The sequence below is a fragment of the Acinetobacter sp. GRABPA_MV_2 genome (assembly GCF_056725885.1).
Genome location: NZ_JBWZNA010000005.1, coordinates 36,711 through 51,731 on the forward strand (window position 1 = coordinate 36,711; position 15,021 = coordinate 51,731).

Consider the following 15,021-nt stretch of genomic DNA (forward strand, 5'->3'; position numbering starts at 1 on the left):
AAATAAACTTTAAAATTTTTTATTTATTAATTAAATTTTACGTCTTATGTTTACAAAACAAATACAAAGCAGATAAAGGGTATAAAAAAACAGATAACTGTCACATCAACAATTATCTGTTTAAATTTTTAAAATCAGTGTGTTAAACACATCACACTTTACGCTTGAGTCACATGAATGCGTAATTCTTTAGGAAGACTAAAAGTTATGTTCTCTTCACGCCCATCTAATTCTTTCGGTGCTTGAGCCCCCCAATCTTGTAAACGTTGAATCACTTGTTTAATCAAAATTTCTGGCGCAGAAGCACCAGCGGTAACACCAATTTTGCAAGTTTCATTGAACCATGATTGCTCTAACTGATCAGCATTATCTACAAGGTAAGCGGCTTTACCCATACGCTCTGCAAGCTCACGTAATCGATTTGAGTTTGATGAGTTAGGTGAACCTACAACTAAAACCACATCACACTTTTCAGCTAAATCACGCACAGCATCTTGTCTGTTTTGAGTTGCGTAGCAAATGTCATCTTTACGTGGGCCCTGAATATGCGGAAATTTTGCACGCAAAGCATCAATAACCTTAGCTGTATCATCAATAGAAAGCGTTGTTTGAGTTACAAATGCAAGTTTCTCCGGATGTCGTACGGTAAGTGCAGCAACATCTTCTTCATCTTCAACCAGATAAATATCACCGCCTTTTAATTTGTCATATTGCCCCATTGTACCTTCGACTTCCGGGTGCCCTTCATGACCAATTAAAATCGCTTCAGTACCTTCACGCGCATATTTAGTCACTTCAATATGAACTTTGGTCACTAAAGGACAAGTCGCATCGAAAACTTTTAAACCTCGGCGTTCAGCTTCTTGTTGAACTGCTTTTGAAACACCGTGCGCACTAAAAATTACAATTGAGTCATCCGGAACCTGATCTAGTTCATCAACAAAAACGGCCCCTCTTTGACGTAGGTCATCTACCACAAATTTATTGTGTACAACTTCATGACGTACATAAATAGGAGGGTTGAAACATTCTAAAGCCCGATTGACGATTGCTATGGCTCGATCAACACCGGCACAAAAACCACGCGGATTAGCTAACACAATTTCCATAACAGCCTCAAAATTAATAAAACAGGGGAATTTCTCTTGAATATTTGCAATTAAAACTATTCAGTTTAAACGCACGGTACACTACAATAGCGAAGATATTTTATCATATCAGGAAAAATATCATGTCGGGTCTATTGTTTGTCGTTTCTGCTGCATCAGGAACGGGCAAAACATCTTTGGTGAAAGCCCTGCTTGACCGTGTGAGCAATTTACATGTTTCAGTCTCACATACAACCCGAGGTCAACGTCCCGGTGAGTTAGATGGTGTTCACTATCACTTCACTACAAAAGATGAATTTCTAGACCAAGTCAACCATGATGGATTTATCGAATACGCTGAAGTATTTGGTAACTACTATGGCACTTCTCAAGCTACGGTAAAACAACAGTTAGCTCAAGGACACGATGTTTTACTTGAAATTGATTGGCAAGGTGCAGAACAAGTACGCAAGCTTTTCCCTGAATCCAAGCAAATATTTATTTTACCTCCAACTCAATTTGATCTACGTCAGCGTTTATCTAATCGCGGCACTGACTCAGTTGAAGTCATTGAGCATCGTTTAAGCTGTGCAGTAGAAGATATGCAGCACTACACGAACTTTGATTACATCATTATCAATGATGATTTTAATAAAGCCTTACATGAGCTTGAAGCTGTAATTACAGCGAACCGTTTGGTGCTATCTCAGCAAGCAAAACGTCATCAAGCTTTAATTCAGGACTTGATTACTCCTCAACCAAAACAGGAATAACTTGAGTCTAGATCGAAAGCCTTTTATACTATTTAGTCTGTTCAAATTCACCATTCCAAAACGAGAACTTTTATGGCACGCGTCACCGTTGAAGATTGTTTAGATCATGTAGACAACCGTTTTGAGCTTGTGCTCGTTGCAAGTAAACGTGCTCGTCAATTGGCACGTCAAGGCATGGAGCCAACTGTAGAATGGGATAACGACAAACCGACTGTAGTTTCTTTGCGCGAAATCGCGGCAGGGCACGTTACGAAAGAAATTCTTAAACAACGTGAGCAAGATTACCAAACTTCTAGTCTTGATCTTGCCCTTTCTACAAACAGCTTGAATTTAGAAGGTTTTTCTTTCTAATTCACTCTGTTTCATAAAAAAACCATCGTTTTTCTGCGATGGTTTTTTATTTGGCTTTGCGCCATATTTAAAGATATTGAGAAAAGCAATTATTTTCATTGAAAAAAAAATACAGTTTTTCAAATGAAAAAATTGACAAGTTCCGCAATATGCTTTTCATTAAGAAGCAGATAGATTTAGTTTTTCAGTAATAGGAAAAAGGGTGATTTATGCCAGGCGAAGAGGTCAGCCAAGCCAAGCAACAGCTCAAATTAATTATCGACCCTTACTTATCGGTAAGCGAAGTCGAAAAAGTGCTTGCTGCCTGCGATTTTGCCGATCTAGCGCATACTGGCATTACACGTAAAAGTGGTGAGCCCTATATTCTGCACCCTATCGCTGTAAGTTGCATTCTTGCAAACATGCGTTTAGATGCTGAAACTTTAATGGCAGCACTTTTGCATGATGTTATTGAAGATACTCAATATACAAAAGAAGATATTATTGAAAAGTTTGGCCTAACCGTTGCAGAGCTAGTCGATGGTGTAACCAAACTTAGCCAATCAAGCGATAAAGAATATAATAAAGCAGCTTCATTCCGAAAAATTCTGCAAGCGACCTTACAAGATCCACGTGTCATCATTATTAAATTAGCAGATCGCTATCACAATATGACAACTCTAGGTGCTTTACGCCCAGATAAACGAGCCCGTATCGCTCAAGAAACTTTTGATATATTTGTACCGATGGCAAGATTAGTCGGCATGAATGAAATGGGCGATAATCTAGAGAATCTCTGCTATCAAAACCTTGACCTTGATATGTTTGATAACGTTCAGAATGCTCTGCTACAGACAAAGCCAGAACGCTGTAAATATCAAAGTATTTGGGAACAAAACCTCGCTGAACTTCTGCATAATTATCATATTCAAGGCCGTATTAAAAAGAAAAATAACAATATCGAATTATTACGCCATTTCGTTAAAAACGAGATGGATCTCCAAGAGCTTACCCATAGTCATGCTTTTGAAATTGTTCTACAAAGCATTGCCGACTGTGACCGCTTAGAAGAAGCATTAAGAGAAAACTTTCAGGTTATCCAGTACCAAGACCACATTCGTCGACCATTACCCGGCGGTAATCAGTCTTTATTGATTAAACTTAAAGGCGAAAAAACAACACTATCTCTTACCATTCAAACTGAGCTCATGCGTAAAGCTGCCCGTTTTGGGGTAGTGTTAGGTGAAAATGCGCCGCAAACTTGTCGCTCTGCCATTCAGGCTTCAATGCAGAACTTAAATACATTGATTGACGGTGAATGTGCTAAAACAACTTTTAATGATTTGCTTGATTATCTGCACCAAGAAAAAATCTGGGTATATACGCCCCATGGCCAACTGCATGAGCTACCGCAAGGCGCTACCGTAGTTGATTTTGCTTATTCAGCAAGTTTATTTTTAGGTAACCATGCAGTTGGTGCAAAAGTCGATGGAGAGATTAAACCACTCTCTACCCCACTAGTTAGTGGTCAGGTTATCGAGATTATTACTGATGTTTTAGCAACACCAAACCCAGACTGGCTAAGCTTTATTAATACGCAAAAAGCGCGTCGTGCATTACAGCATGTGCTTAAAGATCAAGATATCGAAGAACAACGTCTTGTTGGTGCACAAGCGCTTTCTCGAGCACTAAAACTCTTTAATCGTTCAATCAATGATCTTTCCGAAGCTGACTGGTTAGATCTATTACAATGGCGCCATATCGATAATAAAAATACATTGTTTGAACAAATTGCGGTTGGCGATTTACTACCTCAACTTGTAGCAAACCACCTGTTTGCTCATGATAAACATCCGCAAGTAGAAAACTCAGATCGACTTATTCAAAGCACGGAAGGAGTCGACGTTAAATATGCACACTGCTGCAATCCTATTCTAGGCGATCCAATTCAAGGACATTTAACACGTCGCGGGTTAATTGTGCATCGTATTCGCTGTCATAACTTGCTACATGAACAGCATCTACATCCTGAAAATATCATGCCGCTTCAATGGAAAGCAGATGATGTAGATGATGTCCGTTTTACAGCGTACCTTGCTATTTATATGGCGATGAATGATGAACAAGTATCAGACCTGATCTATCAATGTCGTAAAAATAACGCTGGGGTAGAGATGGTTCACTCAAATGAGCAAAGAACTTTTGTGAATATTGTAGTGAATAACCGTAAGCATATTGCAAAAGTCATTCGTGATTTACGCATGCACTATGGTTTCCCGCGCATTGAACGTTTAGATGCTCCTGCTCCGCAAATGGAAATTTCAAAAGTAAGCTAAATTTCTATAGAGACTATTGACTAGATTTATGTTTCCTTAACAAAATCAAACTTTCCAAATTCACTTAATCAATTAAATCGATGATACTTTTGTCCAAAGCTATCATCGATTATGATGGAAATAGATTTAATCAAGGAGAACCAAATGTCCCGCCAAGTCATTCATACTGAAAATGCCCCTGCTGCTATCGGCACATACTCTCAAGCTATTTTAGTAGACAATACGCTATATCTTTCAGGGCAAATTGGTTTAGACCCATACAGTATGGAACTTGTAGAAGGTATCGAAGCTCAAATTCGCCGTGTATTTGATAATTTAAAAGCAGTTTGTGAAGCTGCTGGTGGTTCACTTGCAGATATTGCTAAGCTCAATATTTTTTTAACTGATCTATCAAATTTCCAACTCGTAAACCAAATTATGGGTGAATATTTTGCTCAGCCCTACCCTGCACGTGCAGCTCTTGGTGTAGCAAGCTTGCCAAAAGGTGCATTAGTGGAAATGGACGGAATTGTAATTATTAATCAATAAGATATAAAAATCAGAATATCTAAATTTCACTATTTAGTTTTTAAAACACGAACCACTTTTGCATAAAAATCTAAATTCTTCTTGGATTTCCGCTTAGGTGGTCTTTTTTTATTCAAAATCCCAATAATGATAAATGAGATTTTAAATGAATTTCATTGACAAACGATAATAATTATCAATAATATCAATTATCGCATTTATATTTGGGGATCACTCCCATGTACGTTTGCTTGTGTCGTGGCATTACCGATCAGGATATTAAAGACGCTATTGAAAATGGCGCTGAAAGCTATCGTGAAATTCGCGATTTGCTTGATCTTGGTACATGCTGTGGACGCTGTGCACCAGAAGCTCGCGCTATCATTAGCGAAGAATTAGCAGAAATCGCTGCTCGCATTTCTGTAGCTGCATAATAAAAATTAATATTTAACAAAATTTATTGACTCCTCCACCGCTTTTTGCGGAACATTTATAGTTCCTCATTCAAGCGGTTTTTTTTGGCATGAAAATACCCTTTCTAATATTGTGTTGTTTTTGATTGCGATTTTCATTTGCTGTTCCATAAATTACTCGCCATCTCCATGATTGTTCACTAAAATGGATTTATAGATTGCCTTAATTAAGTTTGAGGCAGAAATTGTTTTGGAGTAGCTACAATGAAAGGCAATCGTGATGTCATTAATCAGCTTAATCAAGTGCTGTATCATCATTTAACTGCAATTAATCAATACTTTTTACATTCACGCATGTTTAATGACTGGGGAATTGAGCAGCTTGGCTCTGCTGAATATAAAGAATCAATTCGTCAAATGAAACATGCCGATAAAATCATTGAACGTATTTTATTTTTAGAAGGACTACCTAACCTCCAACATTTAGGTAAGCTTTATATTGGTCAACACACAGAAGAAGTTCTGCACTGTGACATTCGTAAAGTAAAAGAAAATATAGAAGCAATTCAAAAAGCGGTTGCTTTAGCTGAAACAGAGCAAGACTATGTCACCCGTGACCTTGTTCAAGAAATTTTAGAAAAAGAAGAAGAATATTGGGATTGGTTAGATACCCAAATTGATCTTATTGGCAGCGTAGGTATTGAAAACTATATCCAGAGCAAAATGTAATTTCTCATAAAAAAATCCCCTTGAGTACAAGGGGATTTTTTTATTACTTTTCTTTTAATAACCCTGATAGCGTTATTTTTTGCTTATAGAGTCGCTGTAAAATAAATATTTGCTGCTGTGCCTGCTCCACTTTTCCATTATAAGCCAGTAATTTTGCGTATTTACGCAAGTTATATGGAGTAGGTTTATTCTTCACAAAATTTTCCCATTGATCCAAATTAGCTTCAGATAATAGTGTGTGGGGATTAAGTTCAATCCAACGTAAACGCTGCTCAAACTGCGTTAAAACAAAAATTTTACCGCTTCCCATAAATTCGGCATTTGGACGCTTATTATTAAAAAGCAAATTACTATTTAAAACATAGACATTATAATCACGTAAAATCGCAATAATAAGCAGTAAACTTACACCCCATGATAAGCGAAGAATATGTTTGTTGAGGATAATTCCTTTCAGAACAGGAGTCTGGGCTTGCACAATACCAAGTAGGAACCCGCAAGTAAGTAAGAAATAAGCATAACGTTGTGGAAACTCTAACATGGCATGAATAAGTACTGTACATACCATCATAATCGCTATAATCGAGATGGCATTTTTAGCCTGTTGATTTAACCAAATAAACCAGCAAGCAAAGTAGGTAATGATTACAGCACCCAGTGGAATACCATTCCAGATAATTAGATCAAGCAGTACATTATGAGCACTGGTGGTCCACTCTCCTGTTGGGAAAGCATGATAAACCGTCATTTGTGCGACACTGGTTTGATTCCAACCATAACCCAACCAAGGGTGCTGCTGTACGGCAAGCAACATTTGTGACCAGATATTAAAGCGCAAATACCCAGAGCTTGCTCTTTCAACCAAACTACTTGCCTGGGTTACATCAGTACTTGCCCATGCTTCAATTAAACTAGTAGCAAACGGCAATACTATGCCTGCCATTACAAAAAAACCAACACACCACAAAAAACCTTGAATAAATCCAAATCTTTTTTGTTTTCCAAATTGTTTAACTATCCAGTAGATGAATAAGAATGGAAAAACGATCCATGATGTTCGTGATTGACTTAAAGCAATTGTGAACAAAATAATCAGCGCTGAAGGCAATAATAACCAAAGTGTTACTTTATTTTTTTCATATAAATACAAACATCCTAATAATCCAATAATTAAGAATGTCGCCATGTTGTTGGGTTGACCAAAATTTCCGTAAGGACGATTACCAATTAGATGAAGTGTATAAATTAAATGTGATTCAATATTCAGCCACTGGAAAATTGCTATAAGACTGGTTAATAGCGATGTAATAATTACTAATAAGCTAAAACCTGAAAAAATTTGATCTCTCTTTTTTTGATCTAAAGATAGATTGTAGCCAGTCACGACCATAAACCAAAAACCTAATAAGTAAAATGAACTTAATAAGGCCGTACTTAAATCAAAAACTAAACCAAAGCCCCACTGCACAATAGGAATTAAAGTAAATGGGAGCAACAATATCTGTGCTCTAGGAATTTTAATATTTTGTTGAATTAGGGCAGCTAATACGCATAACCCAGCCCCAAAAGTACTGACTTCACTTGAGAACATGACCCAAGGGCTGTAGTGAAATGGAGACAACCATGCGAAGCCCAACAGGATTGCAGCGAGGAATAGGAAGAATACTTGCATAGTGAGAGGTTAGAGACCAAAACTTGTGGGAATTATACATGGAAGTCTAAAAAAGAATGTATGAAGTCTAAATGAAAAGATCTTAATAAAATTTAGTATAAAAAAATTAAGGAATGTGTGAAGCTGGTATCAAGTGCTGTGTACTACCATACTCCCAAAAATTTGGTGCCATCCGTCCGACATAACTCGTACACTCCCAGCAAGTTAAATCTTGTCCTAAGTACATAATCGTAATGTACAAAAATAAAGCTCCCCATAAACCAATTAATAGTTTCGTCAGTCTATAAGGATATTTCAAATATTCTTTAGACTGCTCCAGCTGGGAAAAAGCAAATGCTAAAAATAATATACAGGCCATTTGTGAAGCAGGATAAACCATACTTCCTGAGAACATCGCATCAACTAAAATTGCAATTAAGCCAGCTTTCGCAATAGGTAAAACATTCTTATTTCGAAACAACTTAAGAACTTGATATATCATCCAAACTAAAAAAATACACCCAACGACTCCCCATTCAAAAATTAACCTTAAATATAAGTTATGTATGTGATGTCCATATTTATATTGAATTTCTGAGAGATACCCTCCCCCCACTCCAGTCCATGGCTTTTCTTTCCATTGCTCAAAAACGAAACTCCACATCTCTGCACGCATGGATGTTCCCACTCTCATTACGGTCATAGTATTTTTATCAGCGAAATAAATAGTAGTTTTATAAACTAAAAAAGCTAAAAAAATGTAAATACAGCTTTGCAAAATGAGCTTTCGATTTTCTCGAGAGTAGATAAAGAAAACTAACAATCCTATCACTACAGCAAGTAAGGCGGATCTGGCTCCGTCAAAGAACCATGCTAAAGCAAAAAAGAAACTAGCAAATGGATAAAAGTAATAAAAATAAGGGAAATTTTTATTTTTTAAAAAAATTAGAAAAAAGAATATAGGCACGATAACACTGTCATAAATTCGGATCGTGCCAGAGTTAAATTGCCAGTCAAACCATTGTTTGTAGAAAATAAAATTAGTGATAGAAATACAAATAAATAAACAAGGAATAAATGCTGAAAAAACGACTAATGCTAAGCCGTGTTCTATATTTTTTACATTCTTTAAATCATATGGCAAAGCAGAAAATATAAATAGTAATGCTATCGCAGACCAAAGTTCTTGAAATTGAAAAATGCTATAAGTTGTTATCTTTATAGCAGTTAATACACCAATCAGAAAAAAAGTAATTTGAGTAAAAATTGAATATTCTATTTTTTTGGTAAATATTAAAACCGATAAAGCAGATAATGCTAAGGGAAATTGTAATAAACGAAGTTCATCATATTGGATAACTGACCAGCCAATTTGATAACCTAATAAAGCTGCGACAAGATAAATTACTATTAGAATAAATAGAATAGTTTTTTTTAACATATTTATTTTCTTTAATAAAAAAGAGAGGTCGAAACCTCTCTCTTTTTTATTAAATATTAAGAAGCTGTACATGTATTAGGTAAATATTTCTGCTCAATTTTGGTAGAACCTGTAGAGGTACAAGTCCAAGTTAGATTGTTACTAGAATCTGCAGTAGGTGTTAATATTAATGTCTTACTTTGGAGACCTTTAGAAACTCCTGTAGAGGCAAAAGTCGCTGTAATAACACCTTCATCTACAGCGACATTGTTTACATATTTACCTTTCACTTCTGTAGCGGCAGGAATTCCATGGGATGATGAATCAATACCAGCAAGAGTCCCAATTTGGCCATATGTTTCATTAACATTTGTTTTTAAAGCAGCAGATAAGTTGATCGCTTCAGTAACTTGAGAACGTGCAATATAATTCTGATATTGCGGAATCGCAATTGCAGCTAAAATACCAATAATGGCAACTACGATCATGAGTTCAATTAATGTAAAACCTTTTTGTGCATTCATAGCCTTTTCCCCAAAGATTGTATGTATGTTTTTATATAAGCTTTTTCAGCTATCAACTATAGTGCAGTATCCATGCCAACTCTTATTTTATTTAAAAAAACAAATACTTAATGAAAATTCAACTATTCTTAAATATTAAATGGGTGTAAGTAATTGACAAAAAATGTCATATAACTTTTTATAAAAACACCTCACGCATTAAAAAAAATAAATTACACAATTCAAATTTTATATTTATTTGTGTGAAAAAAATCACTTTAAAAAATAAACAAGTAGGTGACATTTTTTGTCAGTCACCTTTAAAAACAAAATTATGAGAATTAGCTAATATAGGAATTTTAAAAAGTGAGTTAATTAAGAATAATCGGAGCATTCCCCAATTCATTGGATTGATCAGGCATGTTTTCGTCATAAAACTTTGACAGCACCTCCCCAATTTGTTGTACGCCAATCACTACAGCTCGTTGATATTCTTTTTGTTTAAGCTTTTGTACTATTGCTTCACAAATCTGTTGCCAGATTTGATCGTTAGTCGCATTTCTAATGCCACGGTCAAATACAATTTCTACTGTTCGTTCACATAAATTTAGGTATAACAATACGCCACTATTTAAGGCGGTATCCCAAACGCCTAGTTCTGCAAATAATTGCTGTGCTCTTAAACGTGTATTTTGCCTATAGGCTTGTGAACATGGAATATGACCTTCAATTACAACCTGTATTTCTCCAACATGCCCATGTTCTGCCTGCTGTACAGCATCTGCAATAGCTTGTTTATCTTGTTTGGAAAAATATCGGCTGCTGGCTGGCAAGTAACAAAAGTGCTTGAACCAACGCTTTAGGCTAGGTTCTACAGATTCATCAATTTTTGGTTGAGTAATAATTTGTGTTGTTTCTGATGTTGTTACCATGAGCCTGAAGCACCTCCACCGCCAAAACGACCTCCGCCGCCACCATAGCCTCCGCCACCTCCGCCGAAGCCACCTCCGCGTCCGCCACCGCCAGACCCACTTAAAATGGCCTGTAAAATAAGTTGGGCAATTGATGTAATGAGTAAAAAGAAAATACCAAAACCAAGTAGTAAGCTAGTGACCAACCCTGCCCCATTTACGAATCCTGCTACCGCAGCAGCAACCCCTGCTGTAGATGCACTAAGCGGACGACCAACAATAAACGAACCCACAATTCCAGCAACAAGGATAAATAAAGCCATTGTCAGCGTTGTCTGCTTGGCTTGCTGTTCTTCTGCAGCTTGATGCTGACGTTCTTTTAAATCTTGCGCAGCTTGCTGAGCAACTTCTGGATCTAAATTTAAAATTCTTCCGATTTCATCAATACCTGCACTCAAACCTTGCGCATATTGGGCTTGTTTAAAATAAGGTGTAATTTGGTTTCGAATAATCCGACTTGCCACAATATCCGGCAACACACCTTCTAAACCATAGCCAGTTAGTATTTGTATACGGCGGTCATTTACAGCGACTGCAATGAGTAATCCATTGTCACGTTTAGATGATCCTAATTGCCACTTTTCACCAACACGTAACGCATAATCAAAGATATCTTCTTGGCCAGTGGTAGGAACAATAACGACACCAATCTGCGCTTTGCCTTGTTGATATAAACTTAGAATTTTTTGATCAAGTTGCTGCTTCTCAGCCTCGCTTAAGATATTGGCTTGATCAATAACAGGCTGGTTTAAAGTTGGCAAACCACGAATTGATTCGCCATCAGCCATATCATTCGCAACTTGGACTTGAGGAGCAGGGCTTGAAGCAGCTTGCCCTTCTAGTTTAGTTGCAGTAGCTTGAGTTTGTTGCTTTTGAATAATTTTGCCAGCAACTATTGTGTCTGCCTCATCGGTAGCAGTTGCAATATTACTTTCACTCCATGCCGTATTCTGAAAAAGAACACCACAACAGAGCAAAATTAAGGTCGAAATAAAGACCTTAATTTGCTTTGATTGAAGCAATAGAGTATTTCTCATACGGCACTCCTTTGATTTATAAAATTAATCAAAAGAAACTTTTGGAGCCTGTTGTGCGGATGCTTCTGCAGAGAAATTGGCTTTTGGATGCATACCAATTACTTTTGCTGTTACTGCCTGAGGGAACTGACGCACATATGAGTTATAGTCTTGTACTGTTGTAATGTAACGATTACGTGCAACAGCAATACGGTTTTCCGTACCTTCAAGCTGAACTTGTAATTCTTGGAATTGAGTATTGGCCTTCAAATCCGGGTAATTTTCCGAAACAGCAATGAGTCGAGATAATGCCCCTGTTAATTGACTTTGAGCCTGTTGATATTTTTCAAGTAAAGCCGGATCTTCTAAAACTTCTTTATCAACTTTTAAACCTGCCACATTAGCACGTGCCTGTGTCACTTCAGTTAAGACTTGCTCTTCGTGCTTAGCATAACCTTTAACGACGTTCACAAGATTTGGTACCAAATCTGAACGACGTTGATATTGGTTTTGTACTTCAGACCACGCTGCTGTTACAGCCTCATCTTTTACTTGTAGAGTGTTATAGCCACATCCCGAAAACAGTAAGGTACTGGCAAGTGTTGTTGCGATCGCAAATTGTTTCAACGTTTTCATCGTCACATTATCCTCAAGTTTTTCTTTATATTTTTAACCTCTTTACCTGATTGTATGATGAATTAGACATTATTGTGTTGCTTTTATTTTATTGATTTTAAAAAACCGGACTTTTAAATCCGGTTATCTATTAGCTCAATCGCTGATCTTTTTCTTGTTCAAAACTTGCCATTTGATATTCTTCTGCTAAAGAGCTTTTCCAATAATTAACCATCCTGCCATAATCCTTTTGACTCGGATGAAAGTCTTTTTTGTAATATGCGAAGTATTCAGGCATTAACTGAACAAGCATCTTAATCAGTAAATATAATCCAAATAAATTACCCCCCATTTTAGGTAAGCTATTCCATTTATCTTGCCAAAATAAACGAGTTGTCCCATAAAAAGCGAGGCTCGCAAATCCTGTAGTGACGCTACGCATGAGTAAACGACGGATACGATCATCACCATATACATGTTGATAAACATCAAATGCGACCGAACGGTGTTCAATTTCTTCAATCGCATGCCATACCCAAAGTTTTAGCGCATCTTCATCTAGGGTTTTTAATAACTCTGGATGTTGTAAAACATATCCCCCAAGTAAAGCAGTGAAATGTTCAAATGCACACGTCAACGCCAATTGCAGCTTAGGTGGAATTGTTCTTAAATATTTATCGCGCTCATTTAGCCAATTTTGAAAATTGTCCAGATTATAATCATCACGTCGCCAAGCTTCATTAAACTCACCATGTGCTTTGGAATGCATGGCCTCTTGTCCAATAAACGCCGCAATTTGTGCTTGTAGCTGAGGATCTGAGACTTTATTACGCACATTACGTACGCTATTTACAAAAAATTGCTCACCCACCGGAAACGTTGATGAGAGTGCAGTTAAAAAATGCGACATGAGGGGTGAATTTGCAAAATAGTGGCGCTTGATCGCCTTTGGATTAAATTCAAGACGACGTACTGTAATACCCAACGCTTTTCGACGATTTAAATATGATTTTTCTGCCGTCATATCTGCGATGTTCATATTCAACACCTACTGTATTGAAGAAGGAAGTTTCGAGTATGTCGCGAGCTTAAAAAGCTAAAAAGGGCAAAAAAGCTTATTATATTTGCCAAAAACATCAAAGTGACTAATGGTAGACAATAAAAAAGCCTACTTGAAGTAGGCTTTTTGAGTGTTTTAACAAATTAATTTATTAAACACCAAGGTAGTCTAAAATCCCTTCAGCAGCTTGACGACCTTCCCAAATCGCTGTCACGACTAGGTCTGAGCCACGCACCATATCACCACCAGCAAAGATTTTCGGGTTTGATGTCTGGAATTTGAATTCTTGTTTTTCAGCTGCGACAACACGGCCTGAACCATCAAGATTGATATTCACATTACCAAACCAGTCTGCTGGGCTTGGGCGGAAACCGAAAGCAAGTAAAACCGCATCAGCTGGTAATACTTCTTCAGAACCAGGGATTGGCTCAGGGCTACGACGGCCACGACTATCTGGTTCACCCATTTGTGTCGTTACCACTTTTACGCCTGTCACTTTGCCATTTTCACCAACAATTTCGACTGGTTGACGATTGAATAGGAATTTCACACCCTCTTCGTAGGCATTTTTTACTTCACGCGCAGAACCTGGCATGTTGCTTTCATCACGGCGGTATGCACAAGTTACATCGTGAGCACCTTGGCGTAAAGAAGTACGGTTACAGTCCATTGCGGTATCACCACCACCAAGAACAATAACTTTTTTACCATCTAGGCTAATGTATTCACTTGGATCTTTTTCCCAACCTTGGCAACGATTCACGTTAGAGATTAAGAAATCAAGTGCATCATAAACACCATCAAGATCTTCACCTGGGAAACCACCTTTCATGTAGGTATAAGTTCCCATACCCATGAATACCGCATCATATTCTGCAAGTAATTCATCAATCGTGATGTCTTTACCAATTTCAGTATTCAAACGGAATTCGATGCCCATACCCGTGAAAATTTCACGGCGGCGTTTCATCACATCTTTTTCCATTTTAAATTCTGGAATACCGAATGTAAGTAAGCCACCAATTTCAGGACGCTTATCAAATACAACTGGTTTAACGCCACCGCGAGCTAGAATATCCGCACAGCCTAAACCAGCAGGACCAGCACCAATAATTGCAACTTTTTTGTCAGTCCATTTTACGCCTGACATATCTGGACGCCAGCCTAAAGCAAAAGCTGTGTCATTGATATATTTTTCAGCATTACCAATGGTTACTGCACCAAAACCATCATTTAAGGTACAAGCACCTTCACACAAACGGTCCTGTGGGCATACCCGACCACATACCTCAGGCAATGTGTTCGTTTGGTGACAAAGCTCAGCAGCTTGGAAAATTTGGCCTTCAGCGATAAGTTTTAACCAGTTTGGAATGTAGTTATGTACAGGACATTTCCATTCGCAATATGGATTACCACAGCCTAAACAACGGTGAGTCTGATTAGTGACAGTTTCCGATGTAAAAGGTTTATAAATTTCCACAAATTCTGCTTTGCGGACAGTAATATCTTTTTTCTCTGGATCTTGGCGTGGTACATCCAGAAATTGAAAGTCATTATTTAGGCGTTCTGCCATGTCTCTCTCCGTGGGTAGGCGCGGATTTCCTTGTTG

15 protein-coding genes and 2 pseudogenes are annotated in these 15,021 nt (G+C 37.5%); 7 read left to right on the plus strand and 10 right to left on the minus strand.

The genetic code is table 11. The features are described from left to right. Window positions 1–158 precede the first annotated feature (158 nt). Window positions 159–1,109 carry a 4-hydroxy-3-methylbut-2-enyl diphosphate reductase gene (gene ispH / locus ACXM0J_RS06245; RefSeq protein ID WP_002116992.1) on the minus strand — a complete coding sequence of 317 codons (951 nt, stop codon included), beginning with the start codon at window positions 1,107–1,109 and terminating at the stop codon, window positions 159–161. Between the two features lie 122 nt (window positions 1,110–1,231). Here ispH and gmk point away from each other — a divergent pair, with 122 nt between their 5' ends. From gmk to ACXM0J_RS06270, 5 genes and pseudogenes are all read left to right on the plus strand, one after another. Beyond that, complete coding sequence (gene gmk / locus ACXM0J_RS06250; RefSeq protein ID WP_005804544.1) at window positions 1,232–1,861, plus strand: guanylate kinase; 630 nt, start codon at window positions 1,232–1,234, stop codon at window positions 1,859–1,861. 72 nt (window positions 1,862–1,933) lie between these two features. Further along, window positions 1,934–2,212 (plus strand): DNA-directed RNA polymerase subunit omega, encoded by a 279-nt coding sequence (gene rpoZ, locus ACXM0J_RS06255; RefSeq protein WP_002116990.1) that lies wholly within the window; start codon window positions 1,934–1,936, stop codon window positions 2,210–2,212. A gap of 38 nt (window positions 2,213–2,250) precedes the next feature. Beyond that, window positions 2,251–2,403, plus strand: a pseudogene (locus ACXM0J_RS06260) (hypothetical protein). An 18-nt stretch (window positions 2,404–2,421) separates the two neighbouring features. Continuing rightward, a complete protein-coding gene (locus ACXM0J_RS06265; RefSeq protein ID WP_002116807.1) occupies window positions 2,422–4,527 on the plus strand; it encodes a RelA/SpoT family protein in 2,106 nt (701 codons plus the stop codon). Between the two features lie 144 nt (window positions 4,528–4,671). Further along, window positions 4,672–5,055 carry a RidA family protein gene (locus ACXM0J_RS06270; RefSeq protein ID WP_002116996.1) on the plus strand — a complete coding sequence of 128 codons (384 nt, stop codon included), beginning with the start codon at window positions 4,672–4,674 and terminating at the stop codon, window positions 5,053–5,055. A 32-nt stretch (window positions 5,056–5,087) separates the two neighbouring features. Here ACXM0J_RS06270 and ACXM0J_RS06275 read toward each other — a convergent pair. Next, a pseudogene (locus ACXM0J_RS06275) lies at window positions 5,088–5,171 on the minus strand (hypothetical protein); the annotation flags it as partial. Window positions 5,172–5,273: 102 nt separating this feature from the next. On the opposite strand from ACXM0J_RS06275, the gene ACXM0J_RS06280 reads away from it, so the two are divergent. Further along, window positions 5,274–5,468, plus strand: coding sequence for a bacterioferritin-associated ferredoxin (locus ACXM0J_RS06280; RefSeq protein ID WP_000289091.1), 195 nt, complete (start codon window positions 5,274–5,276; stop codon window positions 5,466–5,468). A 243-nt stretch (window positions 5,469–5,711) separates the two neighbouring features. Beyond that, the gene (gene bfr, locus ACXM0J_RS06285) at window positions 5,712–6,176 is read left to right on the plus strand and encodes a heteropolymeric bacterioferritin subunit Bfr (protein WP_017387045.1); all 465 of its coding nucleotides are present in this window, start codon (window positions 5,712–5,714) and stop codon (window positions 6,174–6,176) included. 43 nt (window positions 6,177–6,219) lie between these two features. Here bfr and ACXM0J_RS06290 read toward each other — a convergent pair whose 3' ends face one another. The 8 genes from ACXM0J_RS06290 to ACXM0J_RS06325 form a co-directional block, all read right to left on the minus strand. Further along, window positions 6,220–7,848 (minus strand): PglL family O-oligosaccharyltransferase, encoded by a 1,629-nt coding sequence (locus ACXM0J_RS06290; protein ID WP_086265010.1) that lies wholly within the window; start codon window positions 7,846–7,848, stop codon window positions 6,220–6,222. 106 nt (window positions 7,849–7,954) lie between these two features. Beyond that, window positions 7,955–9,268 (minus strand): O-antigen ligase family protein, encoded by a 1,314-nt coding sequence (locus tag ACXM0J_RS06295; protein ID WP_086376080.1) that lies wholly within the window; start codon window positions 9,266–9,268, stop codon window positions 7,955–7,957. 56 nt (window positions 9,269–9,324) lie between these two features. Continuing rightward, entirely contained in the window at window positions 9,325–9,771 is a 447-nt protein-coding gene (locus ACXM0J_RS06300; protein WP_017400494.1) for a pilin, read from the minus strand. Window positions 9,772–10,121: 350 nt separating this feature from the next. Then, window positions 10,122–10,682 carry a TPM domain-containing protein gene (locus ACXM0J_RS06305; RefSeq protein ID WP_086264805.1) on the minus strand — a complete coding sequence of 187 codons (561 nt, stop codon included), beginning with the start codon at window positions 10,680–10,682 and terminating at the stop codon, window positions 10,122–10,124. After that, entirely contained in the window at window positions 10,676–11,758 is a 1,083-nt protein-coding gene (locus tag ACXM0J_RS06310; protein ID WP_086264804.1) for a TPM domain-containing protein, read from the minus strand. The genes ACXM0J_RS06305 and ACXM0J_RS06310 overlap by 7 nt, the downstream gene beginning before the upstream one ends. A gap of 24 nt (window positions 11,759–11,782) precedes the next feature. After that, the gene (locus ACXM0J_RS06315; protein ID WP_086264803.1) at window positions 11,783–12,373 is read right to left on the minus strand and encodes a LemA family protein; all 591 of its coding nucleotides are present in this window, start codon (window positions 12,371–12,373) and stop codon (window positions 11,783–11,785) included. A gap of 130 nt (window positions 12,374–12,503) precedes the next feature. Next, window positions 12,504–13,391, minus strand: coding sequence for a metal-dependent hydrolase (locus tag ACXM0J_RS06320; protein ID WP_086264802.1), 888 nt, complete (start codon window positions 13,389–13,391; stop codon window positions 12,504–12,506). A gap of 172 nt (window positions 13,392–13,563) precedes the next feature. Then, window positions 13,564–14,985, minus strand: coding sequence for a glutamate synthase subunit beta (locus ACXM0J_RS06325; protein WP_002117101.1), 1,422 nt, complete (start codon window positions 14,983–14,985; stop codon window positions 13,564–13,566). Window positions 14,986–15,021 lie beyond the last annotated feature (36 nt).

Coding starts and splice junctions, on each gene's coding strand:
- ispH (WP_002116992.1), bottom strand. CDS start 1,109: ATGGAAATTGTGTTAGCTAATCCGCGTGGTTTTTGTGCCGGTGTTGAT.
- gmk (WP_005804544.1), top strand. CDS start 1,232: ATGTCGGGTCTATTGTTTGTCGTTTCTGCTGCATCAGGAACGGGCAAA.
- rpoZ (WP_002116990.1), top strand. CDS start 1,934: ATGGCACGCGTCACCGTTGAAGATTGTTTAGATCATGTAGACAACCGT.
- ACXM0J_RS06265 (WP_002116807.1), top strand. CDS start 2,422: ATGCCAGGCGAAGAGGTCAGCCAAGCCAAGCAACAGCTCAAATTAATT.
- ACXM0J_RS06270 (WP_002116996.1), top strand. CDS start 4,672: ATGTCCCGCCAAGTCATTCATACTGAAAATGCCCCTGCTGCTATCGGC.
- ACXM0J_RS06280 (WP_000289091.1), top strand. CDS start 5,274: ATGTACGTTTGCTTGTGTCGTGGCATTACCGATCAGGATATTAAAGAC.
- bfr (WP_017387045.1), top strand. CDS start 5,712: ATGAAAGGCAATCGTGATGTCATTAATCAGCTTAATCAAGTGCTGTAT.
- ACXM0J_RS06290 (WP_086265010.1), bottom strand. CDS start 7,848: ATGCAAGTATTCTTCCTATTCCTCGCTGCAATCCTGTTGGGCTTCGCA.
- ACXM0J_RS06295 (WP_086376080.1), bottom strand. CDS start 9,268: ATGTTAAAAAAAACTATTCTATTTATTCTAATAGTAATTTATCTTGTC.
- ACXM0J_RS06300 (WP_017400494.1), bottom strand. CDS start 9,771: ATGAATGCACAAAAAGGTTTTACATTAATTGAACTCATGATCGTAGTT.
- ACXM0J_RS06305 (WP_086264805.1), bottom strand. CDS start 10,682: ATGGTAACAACATCAGAAACAACACAAATTATTACTCAACCAAAAATT.
- ACXM0J_RS06310 (WP_086264804.1), bottom strand. CDS start 11,758: ATGAGAAATACTCTATTGCTTCAATCAAAGCAAATTAAGGTCTTTATT.
- ACXM0J_RS06315 (WP_086264803.1), bottom strand. CDS start 12,373: ATGAAAACGTTGAAACAATTTGCGATCGCAACAACACTTGCCAGTACC.
- ACXM0J_RS06320 (WP_086264802.1), bottom strand. CDS start 13,391: ATGAACATCGCAGATATGACGGCAGAAAAATCATATTTAAATCGTCGA.
- ACXM0J_RS06325 (WP_002117101.1), bottom strand. CDS start 14,985: ATGGCAGAACGCCTAAATAATGACTTTCAATTTCTGGATGTACCACGC.